The organism is Streptomyces bullii, assembly GCF_042657145.1.
Lineage (GTDB): Bacteria > Actinomycetota > Actinomycetes > Streptomycetales > Streptomycetaceae > Streptomyces > Streptomyces bullii.
The window spans coordinates 229023-244734 of the sequence record NZ_JBHSNY010000002.1; the positions used below are offsets into that span (position 1 = coordinate 229023).

At 74.3% G+C, this 15712-nt stretch carries 12 protein-coding genes and 1 pseudogene; 6 read left to right on the forward strand and 7 right to left on the reverse strand.

Translation table 11 applies throughout. From position 1 onward, the window contains the following. The first annotated feature begins 327 nt into the window (after positions 1–327). The 4 genes from ACFPZJ_RS05200 to ACFPZJ_RS05215 all read left to right on the forward strand — a co-directional run bounded on the left by ACFPZJ_RS05200 (position 328) and on the right by ACFPZJ_RS05215 (position 4323). The gene (locus ACFPZJ_RS05200) at positions 328–912 is read left to right on the forward strand and encodes an Rv1733c family protein (protein WP_381017846.1); all 585 of its coding nucleotides are present in this window, start codon (positions 328–330) and stop codon (positions 910–912) included. Positions 913–1173: 261 nt separating this feature from the next. Further along, positions 1174–2142, forward strand: a complete 969-nt coding sequence (locus tag ACFPZJ_RS05205) for an acetylxylan esterase (protein WP_381017849.1) — start codon at positions 1174–1176, stop codon at positions 2140–2142. 141 nt (positions 2143–2283) lie between these two features. Then, positions 2284–3450 (forward strand): serine hydrolase domain-containing protein, encoded by a 1167-nt coding sequence (locus tag ACFPZJ_RS05210; protein ID WP_381017852.1) that lies wholly within the window; start codon positions 2284–2286, stop codon positions 3448–3450. A gap of 129 nt (positions 3451–3579) precedes the next feature. Next, positions 3580–4323, forward strand: coding sequence for a GntR family transcriptional regulator (locus ACFPZJ_RS05215; protein ID WP_381017855.1), 744 nt, complete (start codon positions 3580–3582; stop codon positions 4321–4323). A 42-nt stretch (positions 4324–4365) separates the two neighbouring features. On the opposite strand, the gene ACFPZJ_RS05220 is transcribed toward ACFPZJ_RS05215, so the two are convergent. Both ACFPZJ_RS05220 and ACFPZJ_RS05225 read right to left on the reverse strand, forming a co-directional pair. After that, positions 4366–5130 (reverse strand): acyl-CoA thioesterase, encoded by a 765-nt coding sequence (locus tag ACFPZJ_RS05220; protein WP_381017857.1) that lies wholly within the window; start codon positions 5128–5130, stop codon positions 4366–4368. A 78-nt stretch (positions 5131–5208) separates the two neighbouring features. Then, on the reverse strand, positions 5209–5928 hold the full coding sequence (locus ACFPZJ_RS05225) for a class I SAM-dependent methyltransferase (RefSeq protein WP_381017860.1): 720 nt from the start codon (positions 5926–5928) through the stop codon (positions 5209–5211). A gap of 489 nt (positions 5929–6417) precedes the next feature. On the opposite strand from ACFPZJ_RS05225, the gene rho reads away from it, so the two are divergent. Together rho and ACFPZJ_RS05235 are read left to right on the forward strand one after the other, a co-directional pair. Next, the gene (rho, locus tag ACFPZJ_RS05230) at positions 6418–7560 is read left to right on the forward strand and encodes a transcription termination factor Rho (RefSeq protein ID WP_381017863.1); all 1143 of its coding nucleotides are present in this window, start codon (positions 6418–6420) and stop codon (positions 7558–7560) included. A gap of 93 nt (positions 7561–7653) precedes the next feature. Further along, positions 7654–8493, forward strand: a pseudogene (locus ACFPZJ_RS05235) (D-alanyl-D-alanine carboxypeptidase family protein); the annotation flags it as partial. Positions 8494–8552: 59 nt separating this feature from the next. Here the strand turns inward: ACFPZJ_RS05235 and ACFPZJ_RS05240 are convergent. From ACFPZJ_RS05240 to aspA, 5 genes are all read right to left on the reverse strand, one after another. After that, entirely contained in the window at positions 8553–9938 is a 1386-nt protein-coding gene (locus tag ACFPZJ_RS05240) for a glycosyltransferase 87 family protein (RefSeq protein ID WP_381017866.1), read from the reverse strand. Continuing rightward, entirely contained in the window at positions 9935–11329 is a 1395-nt protein-coding gene (mptB, locus tag ACFPZJ_RS05245; RefSeq protein ID WP_381017868.1) for a polyprenol phosphomannose-dependent alpha 1,6 mannosyltransferase MptB, read from the reverse strand. The genes ACFPZJ_RS05240 and mptB overlap by 4 nt, the downstream gene beginning before the upstream one ends. A 140-nt stretch (positions 11330–11469) precedes the next feature. Next, a complete protein-coding gene (locus tag ACFPZJ_RS05250) occupies positions 11470–12789 on the reverse strand; it encodes a tetratricopeptide repeat protein (RefSeq protein WP_381017871.1) in 1320 nt (439 codons plus the stop codon). 547 nt (positions 12790–13336) lie between these two features. Next, complete coding sequence (locus ACFPZJ_RS05255; protein ID WP_381017874.1) at positions 13337–14269, reverse strand: glutaminase; 933 nt, start codon at positions 14267–14269, stop codon at positions 13337–13339. 16 nt (positions 14270–14285) lie between these two features. Further along, complete coding sequence (aspA, locus tag ACFPZJ_RS05260) at positions 14286–15698, reverse strand: aspartate ammonia-lyase (RefSeq protein WP_381017877.1); 1413 nt, start codon at positions 15696–15698, stop codon at positions 14286–14288. Positions 15699–15712: the final 14 nt, after the last annotated feature.

Below are 15712 nucleotides of genomic sequence, written 5' to 3' on the forward strand. Positions count from 1 at the left end.
AGGTGACCGCCGGTGTTTCGCCGCACCCCCGACGGGCACCTGTCCGGGGGCTCGGCAAGTGCCACGGATCACCGTTGATCCGCCCTTCGCACCCGGACGGCTCGTGCCGGTCCTTCCGTACGGCGTGGACGAGCGGTGCCAGCGCGTGAGCGCCGGGGCCGCGCCGGGCGATCGACGACCGCCGGACGGGGTACCGGATCCCTGCCTGGGCACTCGCATGGTGACGCGCTGCGAGGGAAGCGGCGGTGCCGCCCGCGTACGAGCGGCGGTGCTGCCCCCGTACGGCTTGTCCGGCCCACCGGCTGCGGTGACGGCGAGGAGGTCGACATGCGAACCCGTGCGCGCGGCTGGCGCTGGCGGCGCAATCCGCTGCGGCGCCGGTCGGACGTCGTGGAGGCATGGACGGTGCTGGTGGTGGCCGTCCTGCTGTTCGTCGGCGCGCCCTTGGTGGGGGCGGTCGCGGCAGGTTGGGCCCACGGCGAGGCGCGGGCGATCGCGGCGCAGCAGCGCGCCGAGCGGCATCGCGTCCGCGCCGAGGTGGTCGGCAGGGCCGGTGACTCGCTGCCGTCGATGCAGGCCGCGGGGCAGCACGCCTACCGCGCGACGGTCCGCTGGAGCGAGCCGGGCGAAGGGCAGCGCACCGCCGTCGCGCGGGTGCCCGGCGGCACGCGGCAGGGCGAGACGGTCGACGTGTGGTTCGACTCCCGGGGGCGGAGCGTCACGCCGCCGGCGGACGGTTCCACGGTCTGGCAGCACACGGTGGCGGTGGGCGTGTGCGCCGCGGGCGGTGCCGTGGCTCTGGTGCTGCTCGCGCACGGGATCGTGCGCCGGGTGGCGCTCAGCCGCCGGCTGGCCGAGTGGGAACGGGAGTGGGCCCGTACGGAGCCGCAGTGGACCCATCGCCGGGCGTGAGCCGGGCGGCCAGGGCCGACCGGGCCCCCTGCCCCGCCTCCGTGACCCACAGGTGACCCGACCACCTGCCCAGCCGGCTCGGCCACCCTCCGCGCGCATGCCCGGCCTCCCCGCGGGGCCTCCACAGTGCCTGACCAGCCCATCACTCACACGCCCCTTGGCCTCCGCACGGACGTGAGCAGGGCACAGACCTGGCGAGTCCTCCGACCAACCACGTACGGTGTGATCATCCGCACTGTCTCCTCACAAAGGCGGTCCCAGATGGCCCTGTTCGACCTTCCTCTCGAGGAACTCCGCGAGTACCGCAGCGCGTCCACCGAGCCCGAGGACTTCGACGCCTTCTGGGCCAAGACCCTGCAGGAGGCCCGCGAACACGACCTGGACGCCCGTTTCGAGCCGGTCGACACGGGCCTGGCCACGGTGCGGGTGTACGACGTGACGTTCGCCGGGTACGGTGGCCACCCGGTCAAGGGCTGGCTGACCCTGCCCGCGGACGCGGAGGCGCCGCTGCCGCTGGTCGTGGAGTTCATCGGCTACGGAGGCGGACGCGGCCTGCCGCACGAGCACCTGCTGTGGGCGTCCACCGGGCGGGCCCACTTCGTGATGGACACCCGCGGCCAGGGCAGCGCCTGGGGCGCCGGCGGCGGCACCGCGGACCCGGTGGGCGGCGCGCCCGCGTACCCCGGTTTCATGACGCGCGGCATCGACGCGCCCGAGAACTACTACTACCGCCGGGTGTTCACCGACGCGGTCCGCGCCGTCGAGGCGGCCCGCTCCCACCCGCTGACCGACCCGGCCCGCACGGTCGCCGTCGGCGCCAGCCAGGGCGGCGGCATCACGATCGCGGTGGGCGGTCTGGTGCCGGACCTGGCGGGCATCGCGCCGGACGTGCCGTTCCTGTGCGACTTCCCGCGCGCCGCCACTCTCACGGACCGTCACCCGTACCGGGAGATCGGCCTGTACCTGAAGACGCACCGCGGCCGCTCGCAGGACGCCCTGCGCACGCTCTCCTACTTCGACGCCGTGCACTTCGCCGCCCGCGGTCGGGCCCCGGCCCTGTTCTCGGCGGCGCTGGAGGACCAGACGTGCCCGCCCTCCACCGTGTTCGCGGCCTTCAACGCCTGGGCGCACGACGACAAGGCGATCGAGGTGTACGACTTCAACGACCACGAGGGCGGCGGCCCCTTCCAGGAGGCGGCCAAGCTGCGCTGGATGCGGTCGTACGTCTGAGCCCGCGCTCCGCACGCCCTGGCACCTGATTCGGCCTTTCCCGGTTCGCGGGGTTTCCCCTGGTCCGACCAGTCGGTACGTTCTGGGCGCCCGGGTCGCGGCAGCGCGGCCCCGGGCCTGGTGACGGCCGAGGGAGGGGCGATGTCCGGGCACGAGGCAGCCGTTGACGGCCACTGCGACCGGCGTTTCGCGGCGGTGCGCGCGGCGTTCGAGGAGAACGTCCGGGAGCGGGGCGAGCTGGGGGCCGCCGTGACCGTCATGGTCGACGGTGTGACGGTGGTGGATCTGTGGGGCGGCTGGGCGGACGCGGCACGCACCCGCCCCTGGGAGCGGGACACGCTGGTCAACGTGTGGTCGACGTCGAAGGGCCCGGTGGCGCTGTGCGCGCACATCCTCGCCGACCGGGGACTGCTCGACCTCGACGCGCCGGTGGCGGCGTACTGGCCGGAGTTCGCGGCGGCGGGCAAGGAGAAGGTGCTCGTACGGCATCTGCTGTCGCACCGGGCCGGTCTGTCCGGTCTGCGTGAACCGCACTCGCTGACGCAGTTGTACGACTGGGAGCTGACCACGCAGCGGCTCGCGGCGGCGCGGCCCTGGTGGGAGCCGGGGACACGGTCGGGGTATCACGCGCTGACGTACGGCCACCTCGTGGGCGAGGTGGTCCGGCGGGTGTCCGGACTGCTGCCCGGTGCGTTCCTGGAGCGGGAGGTGACCGGGCCGCTCGGCGTCGACTTCACCATCGGGCTGCCGGAGAAGGAGTGGGACAGGGCGGCCGAGCTGGTGCAGCCGCCGGCCGCGCCGACCCGTGCACGGGCCGCCGTCTTCGCCCGGTCGGCGCCTGCCGCGCTCGCCGCGCTGACCAATCCGCCGGTGGGTGCGGCGGAGGCCAACTCGCCGGGGTGGCGGGCCGCCGAGATACCGGCCGTGAACGGACACGGCACCGCGCGGGCCGTCGCCGCGCTGTACGCGATCTTCGCGGGGCACGGCGCGTACGGCGGCCACCGCTTCCTCTCCCCCGAGGCGGCCGAGCGGGTGCGCGAGGGGCAGGGCGCCTGCCGGGATCTGGTGCTCGGCGCAGGCTTCGAGGGCGAGACCGAGGCGGGGCTCGGCCTGTGGCTCAGCGGTCCGAACGGCTCCTACGGACCCAACCCGCGCGCTTTCGGTCACGACGGTTTCGGCGGCTCCTGCGGGCTCGCGGACCCGGAGGCGGGGGTGTCGCTGGGCTACGCCCTGAACCGCATGGGGCCGCACATCGCCGACGACCCGCGCAAAACGGCTCTCGTCGACGCCTTGTACGGCGCGCTGTAACACGGTCGCGGGCGGGCCGGTTTCGGCCGAACCGGCGGATCACCCTTCCCTGCTGGTTTAGACCAATGCTAGATCTGGTGGCGCTACGAGCCCGCACGGCTACCGCATGTGACCACCAGGAGGCGCGGCATGGCCCGCAGCACCCCGCACGACCACCCGCTCACCCGAGGGGAGCCCCTGTACCGGCGGATCGCGACGGAGTTGCTCGGTGAACTGCGCGGCGGGACCATCCCGCCCGGCGAACGGCTGCCGGGCGAACGGCAGTTGGCCGAGCACTTCGGGGTCAGCCGGGAGACCGTACGGCAGGCGCTCGACCTGCTGCGCCGGGACGGACTGGTCGCCACCGACCGCCGGGGCAGCCACGCCACCCTGCCCGGCCTGCCGGTGGAGACCCCGGACTGCCTCACCTTCCCGGTCGGGGCCCGGGCCGCGCGTCACGGCGCGGTGGCCCGGGCCACCGTCACCTGGGAGCCCCCGTCACCGGAGCACGCCGAGGCTTTGGGACTGGCCCCGCACCGGCCGACCCTGGTGCACCGCTACCGGTCGGCGACCGCCGACGGGCGCGGGCGGCGGACGGCGGTGACGTCGTTCTCCGCGGTGGCGCTCGCCGAGGTCGAGGAACTGGCCCGCTACCGCGACCGTGCCGACGGCCGGGCCGGCGCACAGTTGCGGCGGGCCTACGACTGGATGCGCAGGGCCGGGCTCACCCTGCACCACCGGGACTGCATCACCCCGCTCCCGGGCACGACCTCGGTGCGCGTCACCCGGCGGGTGCACGACCAGTACGCCCGCCCGCTGGAGATCACCGACCTCGTGGTGGACGACCAACGGGAGGCCCTGGTCTACGAGTTCACCCTGCCGTCCGCGGGCTGACCGCGCGCGGCCGGGCGGCCGGCGGCGGTGCCGTACGGCCGGTCAGGCGGGACCCGCCCGCACCACCCTGGCCTGCCGCCCCAGCGCCAGCAGCCGGCCGTCCGCCGACCACACCGCGCTGTCGTCCACGGCCCACCCGCCGCCCGCGTGGTCGGTGCGGATGCGCACGAGCGCCCAGCCGTCCAGGGCGTCCTCGACGGCGTCGGTGAAGTGGACGGTCAGTTCCGCGGTGGGCACCGGGCGCGGCGTGCGCCAGCGGGCGAAGAGGGCGGGCGGCAGGACATCGGTGAGGGTGGTGACGCCCGCGGCGTCGAGCACCTGCCCGTCCGCGAACCGCACCCAGGCGACGAGTTCGGCCCGGGGGCCGCCCGCCAGCGGGAGATCCGCCGTGGCGGGCCGGATGTCGACCCGCTGGGCGAAGGGGGCCAGCCAGGGCTGGAGCCGCAGGGGCGGGCAGTCGTGGGGTCCGGGTACGTCCGGGGCCGGCTGTCCGGCATGCGCGGGTCCGGAGCGGTCCGGGCCGAACAGCGCCGAGCCGAGCAGGACGGGTGCCCCGTTCTGGTGGCCGGTGAAGACACAGGCGGCGGTCCGGCGGCCGGTCGAGGGCGCGGTGCCGGACACGTGCAGCGGGTCGGCGGCGACGGGGGCCAGGAAGTGCGTGGTCAGCGTGCGGACCGGTCGGCCACCGCCGGCGAGACGTTCGCGTACGGCGGTCAGGGCCACGGCGGCGGCATGGCCGCCGTGCGCTCCCTCCCAGGACCACCACTCGGGGTCGATCCGGGTCTCGGTGTCGGTCGTTGTCGTCACGCGCTCACCATAGCCTGGCGAGTTGGAAAACCAAACTTACAAGTGGGAAAAGAACTTAGCCCGGCCGCCTCGTGCCCCTCACCGCCGTGCCACGACGAGCCGCACCCGCGGACTGCCGTCCTCGCGCCACCCGAACTCGGGCAGCGCCCACAACTCCACCCGGAACCCCGCCCGCGTCAGCTCCCGCCGGACGTCGCCGAGCCGGAAGGTCCGGTAGTACATGACGAACGGCGGCCGCCACACCGCGTTGCGCACCCGCATGACCGCGTCGAAACCCAGGAGCATCCAGTAGCCGAGCGACCCCGGGCGGGGCGGCGCGACGAGCGGGAAGGCGAAGCAGCCGCCCGGCCGCAGCACGGAGTGGACCTGCGCGAACAGCCCCGGCAGCTCGCGAGGCAGGAAGTGGCCGAAGGCCCCGAAGCTCACCACGAGGTCGAAGGCGGGCCCGAACGGCAGCGCGCGGACGTCCGCGCGGACCCAGGAGACGGGGGGTCCGGCCGGACGCGGCCGTTCCCGTGCGACGGCGAGCATCCCGGCGCTGAAGTCGACCCCGGTGACACTGTCCCGGCACGCCCGGGCCAGCACGTCGGTGCCCGCTCCCGTACCGCAGCACAGGTCCAGCCCGGCGCCGAAGGGGCCCGTCCGCTCCAGCGCCGCCCCGACCGCGTCGAGCACCGTGTCGGACGTCCGGAAGGGGGTGTGGTCGAACTTCGGCGCGAGGAGGTCGTAGCCGCGTTCGACGGACGACAGCGCCTGGACCGCGAGCTCGCGCAGACTGGGGCCTTCGGGGCTGAACATACTGTCAGCCTAGGTGAGCCCGCTGCTTCGCCGCAGACCAGCGACATGTACTTCATGGGTCCTGCCGGTCCTCATGGGCTTCCTTCACCCCACCGACGAACGGGACCCGGCCGCATCGGCACCGGGTGCGGTGCAGCGATTCGCGAAGTCGTCCGCCGCGCCCGGGCGGTGGGCGGTGGGATGCCGGCCGTTCGCTGAGTCGCGCTGTGTCTGCCCGTACCACCCCACGCGGTGTTACAGTGCGGTGAGCCCACATGTGCGCCCCATCTAGGGCGCCGGTACTCGATCATTCTCCGTTCGCCGATTCCGCCCGTCGCCGCTCGACCGGCGCATCGGCTTCCCAGCACCCCTCGTGACCAGGGCTTCCACGCCGTGGCCGAGGCGCTGTTCCCGCCGCCAGGAGGCGCGTGCCCGCCCTCACCGCGCGGCTTCCGTTCTTCCCCCCTTCGTTTGTCCCCCATCTGCCGTCCGCGAAAGGACACCCACCACATGACCACCACACTCGACCGTCCTGCCGTCCAGCAGGAGTCCCCGGCTCAGGCCGTCACCGGTGTCCTCGACATCGACGCGGGCGGGACGGGGCATCTGCGGGCCGTGAGCTGCCTGCCCTCGCCGGCCGATCCGCCGGTGTCCGCCGCGGTGATCCGCCGTCACGGCCTGCGCAGGGGCGACCTCGTCGAGGGCATCCGCGGCGACCGGCGCGGCCTGACCGAGGTCGTCCGCGTCAACGGCCGTACACCCGAGGAGCAGCGGAACCGGCGCCACTTCCGGGATCTGACGCCGCTGCACCCCCGGGAGCGGCTGCGCCTCGAACACCCGGCGGCCGGACTGGCCGGGCGCGTCGTCGACCTGATCGCCCCCGTCGGCAAGGGCCAGCGCGGCCTGCTCGTGGCGCCGCCCAAGACCGGCAAGACCGTCCTCCTCCAGCAGCTCGCGGCCGCCGTCGCCGGCAACCACCCCGAGTGCCGGCTGATGGTGGTGCTGCTCGACGAACGCCCCGAGGAGGTCACCGACATGCGGCGCTCCGTGCGGGGCGAGGTGTACGCCTCGACCTTCGACCAGGCGCCCCGGCAGCACATCGCGCTGGCCGAGCTGGTCATCGAACGGGCCAAGCGGCTCGTCGAGGCGGGCGAGGACGTCGTGATCCTCCTCGACTCGCTCACCCGGCTGTGCCGCGCGCACAACAACGCGGCGGCCTCCGGCGGGCGCACCCTCAGCGGCGGTGTCGACGCGACCGCGCTGCTCGGGCCCAAGCGGTTCTTCGGCGCCGCGCGCCACACCGAGGAGGGCGGCTCGCTCACCGTCCTCGCCACGGCCCTGGTGGAGACCGGTTCGCGCGCCGACGACTTCTACTTCGAGGAGCTCAAGAGCACCGGCAACATGGAGCTCCGCCTCCAGCGGGAGGCGGCGTCCCGGCGCCTCTTCCCCGCCGTCGACATCACCCCCTCCGGCACCCGCCGCGAGGAACTCCTGCTCTCCCCCGCCGAACTGACCGCCGTACGCGGACTGCGGCGTGCCCTGCACACCCGGGACGGGCAGGACAACCTGGACACCCTTTTGCAGCGGATGCGTGAGACGCCGGACAACGCGACGTTCCTGCGGCGCATCCAGCCGACGCTGCCCGGCGACTGACGGAGCGTCACCGCATCGCCCGTCCGGGTGCTCACCCGTGGCGTTCGGCCCGGCCAGCGCCGTGTTCGGCGCGCCCGTTCCTACGTTTGCGGTATGACCACCGGATTTGCTTCTCGGGCTGCCGTGTCCACCTGCGCGCTGTGTGTGGCGGGCCTGCTGGCGCTGTTCCCCGCCGCGGCGGCGGCCCGCACCGGGCCGGATCCCGGCCCCCCGGGTGGGAGCCCGCGGGCGGGGCTGCCGCAGCCGTCGCTGCTGTACCGGCCCGGTACACACGTCCGGCCCCACAAGGGGACCCCCGACGTTCCCGACGTCTCCGCCCTGTCGTGGCTGGTGGCCGACGCCCGCACCGGTGACGTGCTCGCCGCGCACGACGCGCACCGCCGGCTGCCGCCCGCCAGCACACTGAAGACGCTGTTCGCCCTCACCATGCTGCCGGTCCTGCCCGGCGGCATCCGGCACCGGGTCGGCGAACGGGAACTGGAGGACGTCGGGTCCGGCAGCAGCCTGGTGGGGGTCGCCGAGGGGCACACGTACCGGGTCGCCGACCTGTGGCACGGGGTGTTCCTCAACTCGGGCAACGACGCCGTGCAGGTGCTGGCCACGCTCAGCGGCGGGCGGCGGGCCGCGGCCGAGCGGATGGAGGCCAAGGCCCGCTCGCTCGGCGCCCACGACACCCGGGTCACGTCCCCGGACGGGTACGACGCGCCGGGCCAGGTGTCGTCGGCGTACGACCTGGCGGTCTTCGGCCGGGCGGGGCTGCGCAACGCCGACTTCGCGCGGTACTGCGCCACGGTCGAGGTCGGCTTTCCCGGCCGCGGCGGCTGGTCGTACCCGATCCGCAACACCAACCGGCTGCTGACGGGCGCCGACGGGGTGGAGCCGTACCGGGGGCTGATCGGCGTCAAGAACGGCTACACCAGCAAGGCGGGCCACACCCTCGTCGCGGCGGCGCGCCGGGGCGGGCGGACGCTCGTGGTGACGGTGATGAACCCTCAGCAGGGCGGCGGCTTCGCCGTGTACGAGGAGGCGCGCGCGCTGCTCGACTGGGGTTTCGAAGCGGCCGGGCGGGTCGATGCGGTGGGGTCGTTGGACGCGCTGCGGTCCCGTCCGCGGCCCGGACCGGACGCGGAGCCCGCGGTCGCGGCGGCCGTGCCCGAGGAGGCGGGGCCCGGCTGGACGGAGGCCGGGATGATCGCCGGTGCCGCCGGTCTGGGCGCCGGGTCCGTGGCGTTGGTGCTGCGGCCCGTGGGCCGCCGCTGCGGAGAGGACTGACCGGCCGGCAGCCACAGCAGCAGGCCCAGCGTGATCCAGGTGTAGGTGTTGCCGCCGAGGAACCCGTCGATCCCGGAGGCGTCGTCGACCCACAGCCACACCACGCTGCTGCACAGCACCGCGTACAGGACCCCGGCGGCGCGCGGGTGCCCGGCGCGGACCAGCACCGCGAAGGACGGCAGCAGCCACACCAGATGGTGCACCCAGGTGATCGGGCTGACGAGACAGGCGGTGAGGCCGGTGAGGGCGAACGCGGCCGTCCAGTCCTCTGCGGTGACCGCCCGGCGCGCCCGCCACGCCCACACGCACACCACCAGCAGTACGGCCAGCGCCCAGGCCGGGCGGCCCGGTTCGCCGAGCCGGGCCAGGACGCCCTGCAGCGACTGGTTGGAGACGTAGTCGAGGCGGCCCACCCGCGTCGTGTCCCACAGGGCCTGGGTCCAGTAGAACCGGGAGGCGTCCGGGGCCACTCGGTCCGCGAGGGCCGTGGCCGCCGCGGCGACCGCCGTGGCGACGGCCGCGGCGCGCCACCGTCGGGCGAGCAGCAGCAGCGCGATGAACAGCGCGGGCGTGAGCTTGACGGCCGCCGCGAGACCGACCCCTGCGCCGGCCCACCGTCCCCGGCCGGTGGACAGCAGCCACGCGTCGGTGAGGACGAGGGCCAGCAGCAGGACGTTGACCTGCCCGAAGCTGAAGGTGTCCCGCAGCGGTTCGAACAGCGCCAGCCCGCAGGCGGCCAGGGCGCAGCCGTACCAGCCGTGACGCCGCCAGGCCGGCCCCGCGAGGACGCGCAGGACGACCGCCAGGGCGGCCAGGTTGAGCAGCAGGGCGAGCGCGATCGTGGTGGGCCAGTCGAGCAGGGCCAGGGGCAGCATGGCGACCGCCGCGAACGGCGGGTAGGTGAAGCCGTACGTCGTCCCCGGGACCCGGTAGTCGTAGAGGTGTCCGCCGTGGTGGATCCAGGTGTCGACGGTGCCGTAGTAGACGCGCAGGTCGAACCAGTCGCGCAGCAGCGGCACGGTGGCGGTGAAGACGGTCACGGCGGTGGCGAGGGCCAGCACCAGCAGCAGCCGGCCGCGGCCGGTGCGGGGCGGTCTCGTGTTCACGCCGCACGCTCCAGCGCCGGGGCCGGCTCCGCCTGGTGGGCCTGCCACAGGACGACGACCGCGAGCGCGCCGCCGGACACGGCCAGGAGCAGTTGCCCGGTGTCCGCCGGGCCGCCGCTGGGCAGGACGGACAGGGCGAGGACGCCGGTGACGGCCGCCGTCCGGTGACGTACCGGGGTGCTGGGCGCGGCGGCGGCGATGAGGAACAGGCCCCACAGGGCGTACCAGGGGCGGACGGCCGGGCCGAGGGCGGCCACCGCGGCCAGGCTCAGGCCGAGCGCGTACACCGGCCGGGGCCGCAGCCGCAGCCAGATCACGAGGATCGCGACGAGCGCGGCCGCCACGCCCAGGGTCCGCCAGGCGGGTACGGCCAGGGGTGCGAGGTCGCTGCCGAGGTGCTCCAGCAGGGCGCGGGTGGCGCGGCCGAGCAGGCTGGTGAGGGCCCAGTTCTGGGCGGAGACGGGGGTGTTGAGGGCGGTGGTCCAGCCGTAGCCGGTGCCCGCTGCGGCGGTCGCGGCGACGGTGGCGGCCGCCGCCGCGAGGGCCGTGGTCATGACGGCCCGCGCCGGTGTGCGGCCCGCGCGCACCTGGAGGGCGACGACCGCGGCGAGGCCGAGCGCGGCCGGTGCCTTCACCAGGGCGGCGAGGGTGACGAGGACGGCGCCCAGGACCGGCCACCGGCCCAGCGCCGCGACCAGACCGACGCCGAGCAGGCCCAGCATGACGGCGTCGTTGTGGGCGCCCGCCACCAGGTGCAGCAGCACGAGCGGGTTGAGGGCGCCGAGCCAGAGCGCGGCGGAGGGGTCGGCGCCGCTGTGCCGGGCGAGGCGGGGCAGCGCGGCCACCATCAGCGCCACGCCGGCCAGTGCGACGAGCCGCATTCCGAACAGGCCGGCGGACAGGGTGCCGCGGGTGACGTCGGACAGGACGGCGGCGACGGCGAGGAAGACCGGGCCGTAGGGGGCCGCCGTGTGCCGCCAGAGCGGCGCGACCTCGTCGGCGAGCGGCCCGCCGAGCGCGGACGGGCCGTGCGTGTACACGTCGATGTGGGCCTCGACCATGGCGCCCTGCGCGAGATAGCTGTAGACGTCCCGGCTGAACAGCGGCGGCGCGAGCAGCAGCGGCGCAGCCCAGACGGCGAGGACCAGCAGCAGGGCACGCGGCGCGGGCGGCCGTGGGCCTCGGACGAGCCGCCCCAGCAGTACCCACGCGGCGATCAGCAGGACCAGACCGAAGTACACACCGACCAGGCCGAGGGCGGCGTGCACGGAGTCCGGGGCGAGCAACTCCCGCGCGGGCAAGGCTCCGGCGGTCTCACCGCCCAGCGCGAGAAAGGCGGTGCCGGCCAGACCGAGTATCTGGCAGCGGCGGAGATCGACGGGAAAGGCCATGGCCAACACTCGGGCAGCGTGTCAACGTCGGGTGGCCGGAAAGCGACGCCCCGCCTGCCGTGCGGCGGCCTGCGTGTGACCGCCGCGTGATCTCCGCACCGCACGGCAACCGGAGTACCGCCCCCGGATCGGTCCGTCAGTCAGTCGAAGCGCGAACTGCGTACGGGCCCGGACGTCTTGAGGGCGGCGCGGTCACCCTGGAGCCAGGTGCCGCCGACTGCCGCGACGAAGTCGGCGAGGTGTGCGTCCGGGTCGGCGGGGGTCTCGCCGTCGCCCTCGTCCGTGGCCGGGTCGGCGGCCACGATCTCCGCGGCGATCTCCGCCTCCGGGCGGTCGTCCGGCTCGCCCTGCTCGACGCCGCCGTCGGCGCTCTGCCGCAGTCCCGCGCCCCACGGCGCCACGACCGACTGGTGGAGCAGCGCCACGCTGTCCGGGGTGACGGCCGGCGGGTCGGTCCAGCAGCTCGCGTGCTCGTGGAGCACCTGGCCGGGCACCCGGTGGAAGAGCTGTTGGAGGATCTCCGGGCCGCCGTCCTCGCCGGCCAGGTCGTTGAGGTCGTACGCGACGACGACGGTGTTCTCCCGGCCGGGGGCGAAGGGCAGCGCCGGGAGGCCGAGCACGTCGGCGGCGGCCAGGCCCAGGATGCGGCTGCTCCGGTCGGGCAGCAGGGACACCGACTCCGGCCGTGCCCCGGCCGCGTCGAGCACGGTCTTCAGGCGGGACAGGCCCCGCAGGCAGCCGTCGTGGGTGTCCTGCAGCCAGGCGTACCGGCCGGCCATGCCCGCGTCGAAACCGAACGGGGACAGGGTGCCCAGGACGGTGCCGCCGATGACGTACTGCCAGCCGCGCAGGTCGGTCAGGTCCAGCGGGGCGGCCTGTTCGGCGGCGTCCGCCCGCTCCAGCATCCGGCGCTGCCGGTCCCGCGCGGGCCGCCACGTCGTGTCGTCCGGGTCGGGCAGCAGGGCGTGCTGGCGGCGGGCGAGATCCAGGTCGCCCGCCATGAGCGCGTTGAACACCAGCAGGTAGCGGTCGGGCCAGTCGGCGAAGCCGTCCTCGTGTGCGCCGAGCACGTCGGCGGCCTCGCGGTGCCGGCCCTCGTCCTCGTACGCCGAGACCAGTTCCCGCAGGACCGCGGGCGTGCCCGGCGCCAGCCGCAGTGCCTCGCGCAGCGCGGGGATCGCCAGGTAGGACACGCCGCGTTCGATGCAGGCGTATCCGAAGTCGTAGAGCGGGCGCGCCTTGCCGGGGTGGGACGACAGGGTGGTGGCGGCTTCCTGGAGGTCGGTGAAGCCGGCCGTGCCCGCGGCCCGGGCCACCACGAGGGCGACCTCGGCGAGGGGGAGGGTGTCGGTGCCGTGCCTGAGGTGGCGCAGGGCCCCGGGGATGTCCCCTTCGTCCAGGCTCTGCCATGCCTTGAGCAGCTCGGGGGACTGGGGACGGCGTTGCTTGCGCGAGAACATGCGGAGGATCTTCACCCGTGACCGGGTTTGCCCACAACTGCATTAACCGTGAGCGGATGTTGCGTATCCGCACTCAGGGCGCGACGGGCCGGCGGCGGTGAGCCCGGGGGCATGACCGCGGCCCACGATGCTCACCGCTCCGGGCGGACGCGTACCCGGTGGCGGACGTGCAGCCGGCGCTGCTGCTGCTCGCGGCGGACGCCGTGGCCGCGCTGGTGGCCTGCGTGTGGAGCCTGGGCGCGGCCGGCTTCGAGCTCTTCGGCGACGGCGGCACCGACGCCGATGTCACACCGGTCGCCGTGACGTCGGCCGTGCCGGCCGCTCTCGTGCCGGGCACGGCGTTCCTAACGGCGCGGGGGAAGGCGGACGTCACGGCCGTCGTGCAGGTGCCGGCCGGGTTCCCTGCTGCTCGTGTCGGGGGCCGCGCTGAGCGAGCGGTACCGGGAGGACCACCCGCCCGCACCCGAGCCCGGTTGCAGCGGTCCGCACGCGCAGTGCCGGTCCGGCGGGGACACCAGCGCGTGCAACGGCTCCTGAGGCCGGATGCTCAGAACACCGACAGTCCGGTCAGGGTCGTGAAGCGGTCCAGTGCCGCCACGCCCGCCACCGAGTTGCCCCGCTCGTCGAGACCCGGGCTCCACACGCACAGCGTGCAGCGCCCGGGGACCACCGCGATGACGCCGCCGCCGACCCCGCTCTTGCCGGGCAGGCCCACGCGGTAGGCGAAGTCACCCGCCGCGTCGTACGTCCCGCAGGTCAGCATGATCGCGTTGATCTGCTTGGCCTGGCTGCGGGTGAGCAGGCGGGTGCCGTCGGCACGGATGCCGTGCCGGGCGAGGAAGGAGGTGGCCAGGGCCAGGTCGGCGCAGGACGCGGCGACGGAGCACTGCCGGAAGTACTGGTCGAGCAGGACCGGCACCGGGTTGTCGATGTTGCCGTAGGACGCCATGAAGTGGGCGAGGGCGGCGTTGCGGTCGCCGTGCGCGGACTCGGAGGCGGCGACCTCCTTGTCGCAGGTCAGATCCGGGTTGCCGCTCTCGGCGCGCAGGAAGGCGAGCAGTTCGCCCGCCGCGTCGCCGGTACGGGTGTGCAGCCGGTCGGTGACGACGAGGGCGCCCGCGTTGATGAACGGGTTGCGCGGGATGCCGTTCTCGTGCTCCAGCTGCACCAGGGAGTTGAACGGGTTGCCCGAGGGTTCGCGGCCCACGTGCTCCCACAGTTCGTCGCCCTCGCGGGCCAGGTCGAGGGCGAGCGTGAACACCTTGGTGATGGACTGGGCGGAGAACGGCTGCCGCCAGTCCCCCACCCCGTACACCGTGCCGTCCAGCTCGGCCACGGCCATGCCGAAACGGCGCGGGTCGCAGGCCGCGAGCGCCGGGATGTAGTCGGCGGGCCGGCCCCGGCCGGGGGTCCGCTCGATCTCCTCGGCGATGCGCTCCAGCACCGGTTGGAAGGTCAACGACGATGTCATGGTCGGCATTCTCCTCGGCCGCAGGTCAGGCCAGGGCCCGGCCGGTACCGGCGACCACCTCGGGACGCAGCAGGCCGGCGAGGGTCTCGGCGGGCAACAGGCCCTTTTCCAGGACGAGTTCGGCCACGCCGCGGCCGGTGGCCAGGGCCTCCTTGGCGATGTCGGTGGCGGCCGTGTACCCGATGTGCGGGTTGAGGGCGGTGACCAGGCCGATGGAGTTCTCCACGGTCGCGCGCAGCGCCTCGGTGTTGGCGGTGATGCCGTCGACGCAGCGCTCGGCCAGCGTCACGCAGGCGTTGCGCAGGTGGGTGACGGACTCCGACAGGGAGTGCAGGATGATCGGCTCGAAGGCGTTGAGCTGGAGCTGCCCGGCCTCGGCGGCCATGGTGATGGTGACGTCGTTGCCGATCACCTCGAAGGCGACCTGGTTGACGACCTCGGGGATCACCGGGTTGACCTTGCCGGGCATGATGCTCGAACCCGCCTGCACCGGCGGCAGGTTGATCTCGCCGAGCCCGGCGCGCGGACCGGAAGACAGCAGCCGCAGGTCGTTGCAGCTCTTGGAGAGCTTGACCGCGATCCGCTTGAGCACGCCGGACATCTGCACGAACGCGCCGCAGTCCTGGGTGGCTTCGACGAGGTTGGCGGCGGTCACGAGCGGCAGCCCGGTGAGGGCGGCCAGGTGGCGGCGGGCGGCCTCGGCGTATCCGGCGGGGGCGTTGAGCCCCGTCCCGATGGCGGTCGCACCGAGGTTGATCTCGTGGATCAGCTCCACCGCCTCCGCGAGCCGGCTGCGGTCCTCGTCGAGCATCACCGCGTAGGCGGAGAACTCCTGCCCGAGCGTCATCGGCACCGCGTCCTGCAGCTGGGTGCGGCCCATCTTCAGGACGTCACGGAACTCGACGGCCTTGCGGGCGAAGGCGTCCTGCAGCACCGCCATGGCCTTGAGCAGGCCGCGTACCGCGAACACGGTCGCGATCTTGACGGCGGTCGGGTAGACGTCGTTCGTCGACTGGCCGAGGTTGACGTCCTCGTTGGGGTGCAGGTGCTGGTACTGCCCCTTGGCGTGGCCGAGGAGTTCCAGCGCGCGGTTGGCCACGACCTCGTTGGCGTTCATGTTCGTCGACGTGCCGGCGCCGCCCTGGACGACGTCGACGACGAACTGGTCGTGCAGCTTGCCGTCGCGGATCTCACGGCAGGCCTCGACGATGGCGGTGGCCTTCTTCGGGTCGAGCAGGCCGAGTTCCTCGTTCGCGAGGGCGGCGGCCTCCTTGACGGCGGCCAGGGCGTCGATGAGGTGCGGGTAGGCGGAGATCGGGGTGCCGGTGATGGGGAAGTTCTCGGTGGCGCGCAGGGTGTGGATGCCCCAGTACGCCTCGGCGGGGACGTCGCGGTCGCCGAGCAGGTCGTGCTCGCTGCGGGTGGCTGCGGCGGTCATGGCTGTGCGGGCCT

Bases quoted from the DNA above. Each gene is read 5' to 3' on its own strand.
- aspA (WP_381017877.1), bottom strand. From the start codon at position 15,698: ATGACCGCCGCAGCCACCCGCAGCGAGCACGACCTGCTCGGCGACCGC.
- rho (WP_381017863.1), top strand. From the start codon at position 6,418: ATGACCACCACACTCGACCGTCCTGCCGTCCAGCAGGAGTCCCCGGCT.
- ACFPZJ_RS05225 (WP_381017860.1), bottom strand. From the start codon at position 5,928: ATGTTCAGCCCCGAAGGCCCCAGTCTGCGCGAGCTCGCGGTCCAGGCG.
- ACFPZJ_RS05205 (WP_381017849.1), top strand. From the start codon at position 1,174: ATGGCCCTGTTCGACCTTCCTCTCGAGGAACTCCGCGAGTACCGCAGC.
- ACFPZJ_RS05250 (WP_381017871.1), bottom strand. From the start codon at position 12,789: ATGTTCTCGCGCAAGCAACGCCGTCCCCAGTCCCCCGAGCTGCTCAAG.
- ACFPZJ_RS05200 (WP_381017846.1), top strand. From the start codon at position 328: ATGCGAACCCGTGCGCGCGGCTGGCGCTGGCGGCGCAATCCGCTGCGG.
- ACFPZJ_RS05255 (WP_381017874.1), bottom strand. From the start codon at position 14,269: ATGCCGACCATGACATCGTCGTTGACCTTCCAACCGGTGCTGGAGCGC.
- ACFPZJ_RS05210 (WP_381017852.1), top strand. From the start codon at position 2,284: ATGTCCGGGCACGAGGCAGCCGTTGACGGCCACTGCGACCGGCGTTTC.
- ACFPZJ_RS05215 (WP_381017855.1), top strand. From the start codon at position 3,580: ATGGCCCGCAGCACCCCGCACGACCACCCGCTCACCCGAGGGGAGCCC.
- mptB (WP_381017868.1), bottom strand. From the start codon at position 11,329: ATGGCCTTTCCCGTCGATCTCCGCCGCTGCCAGATACTCGGTCTGGCC.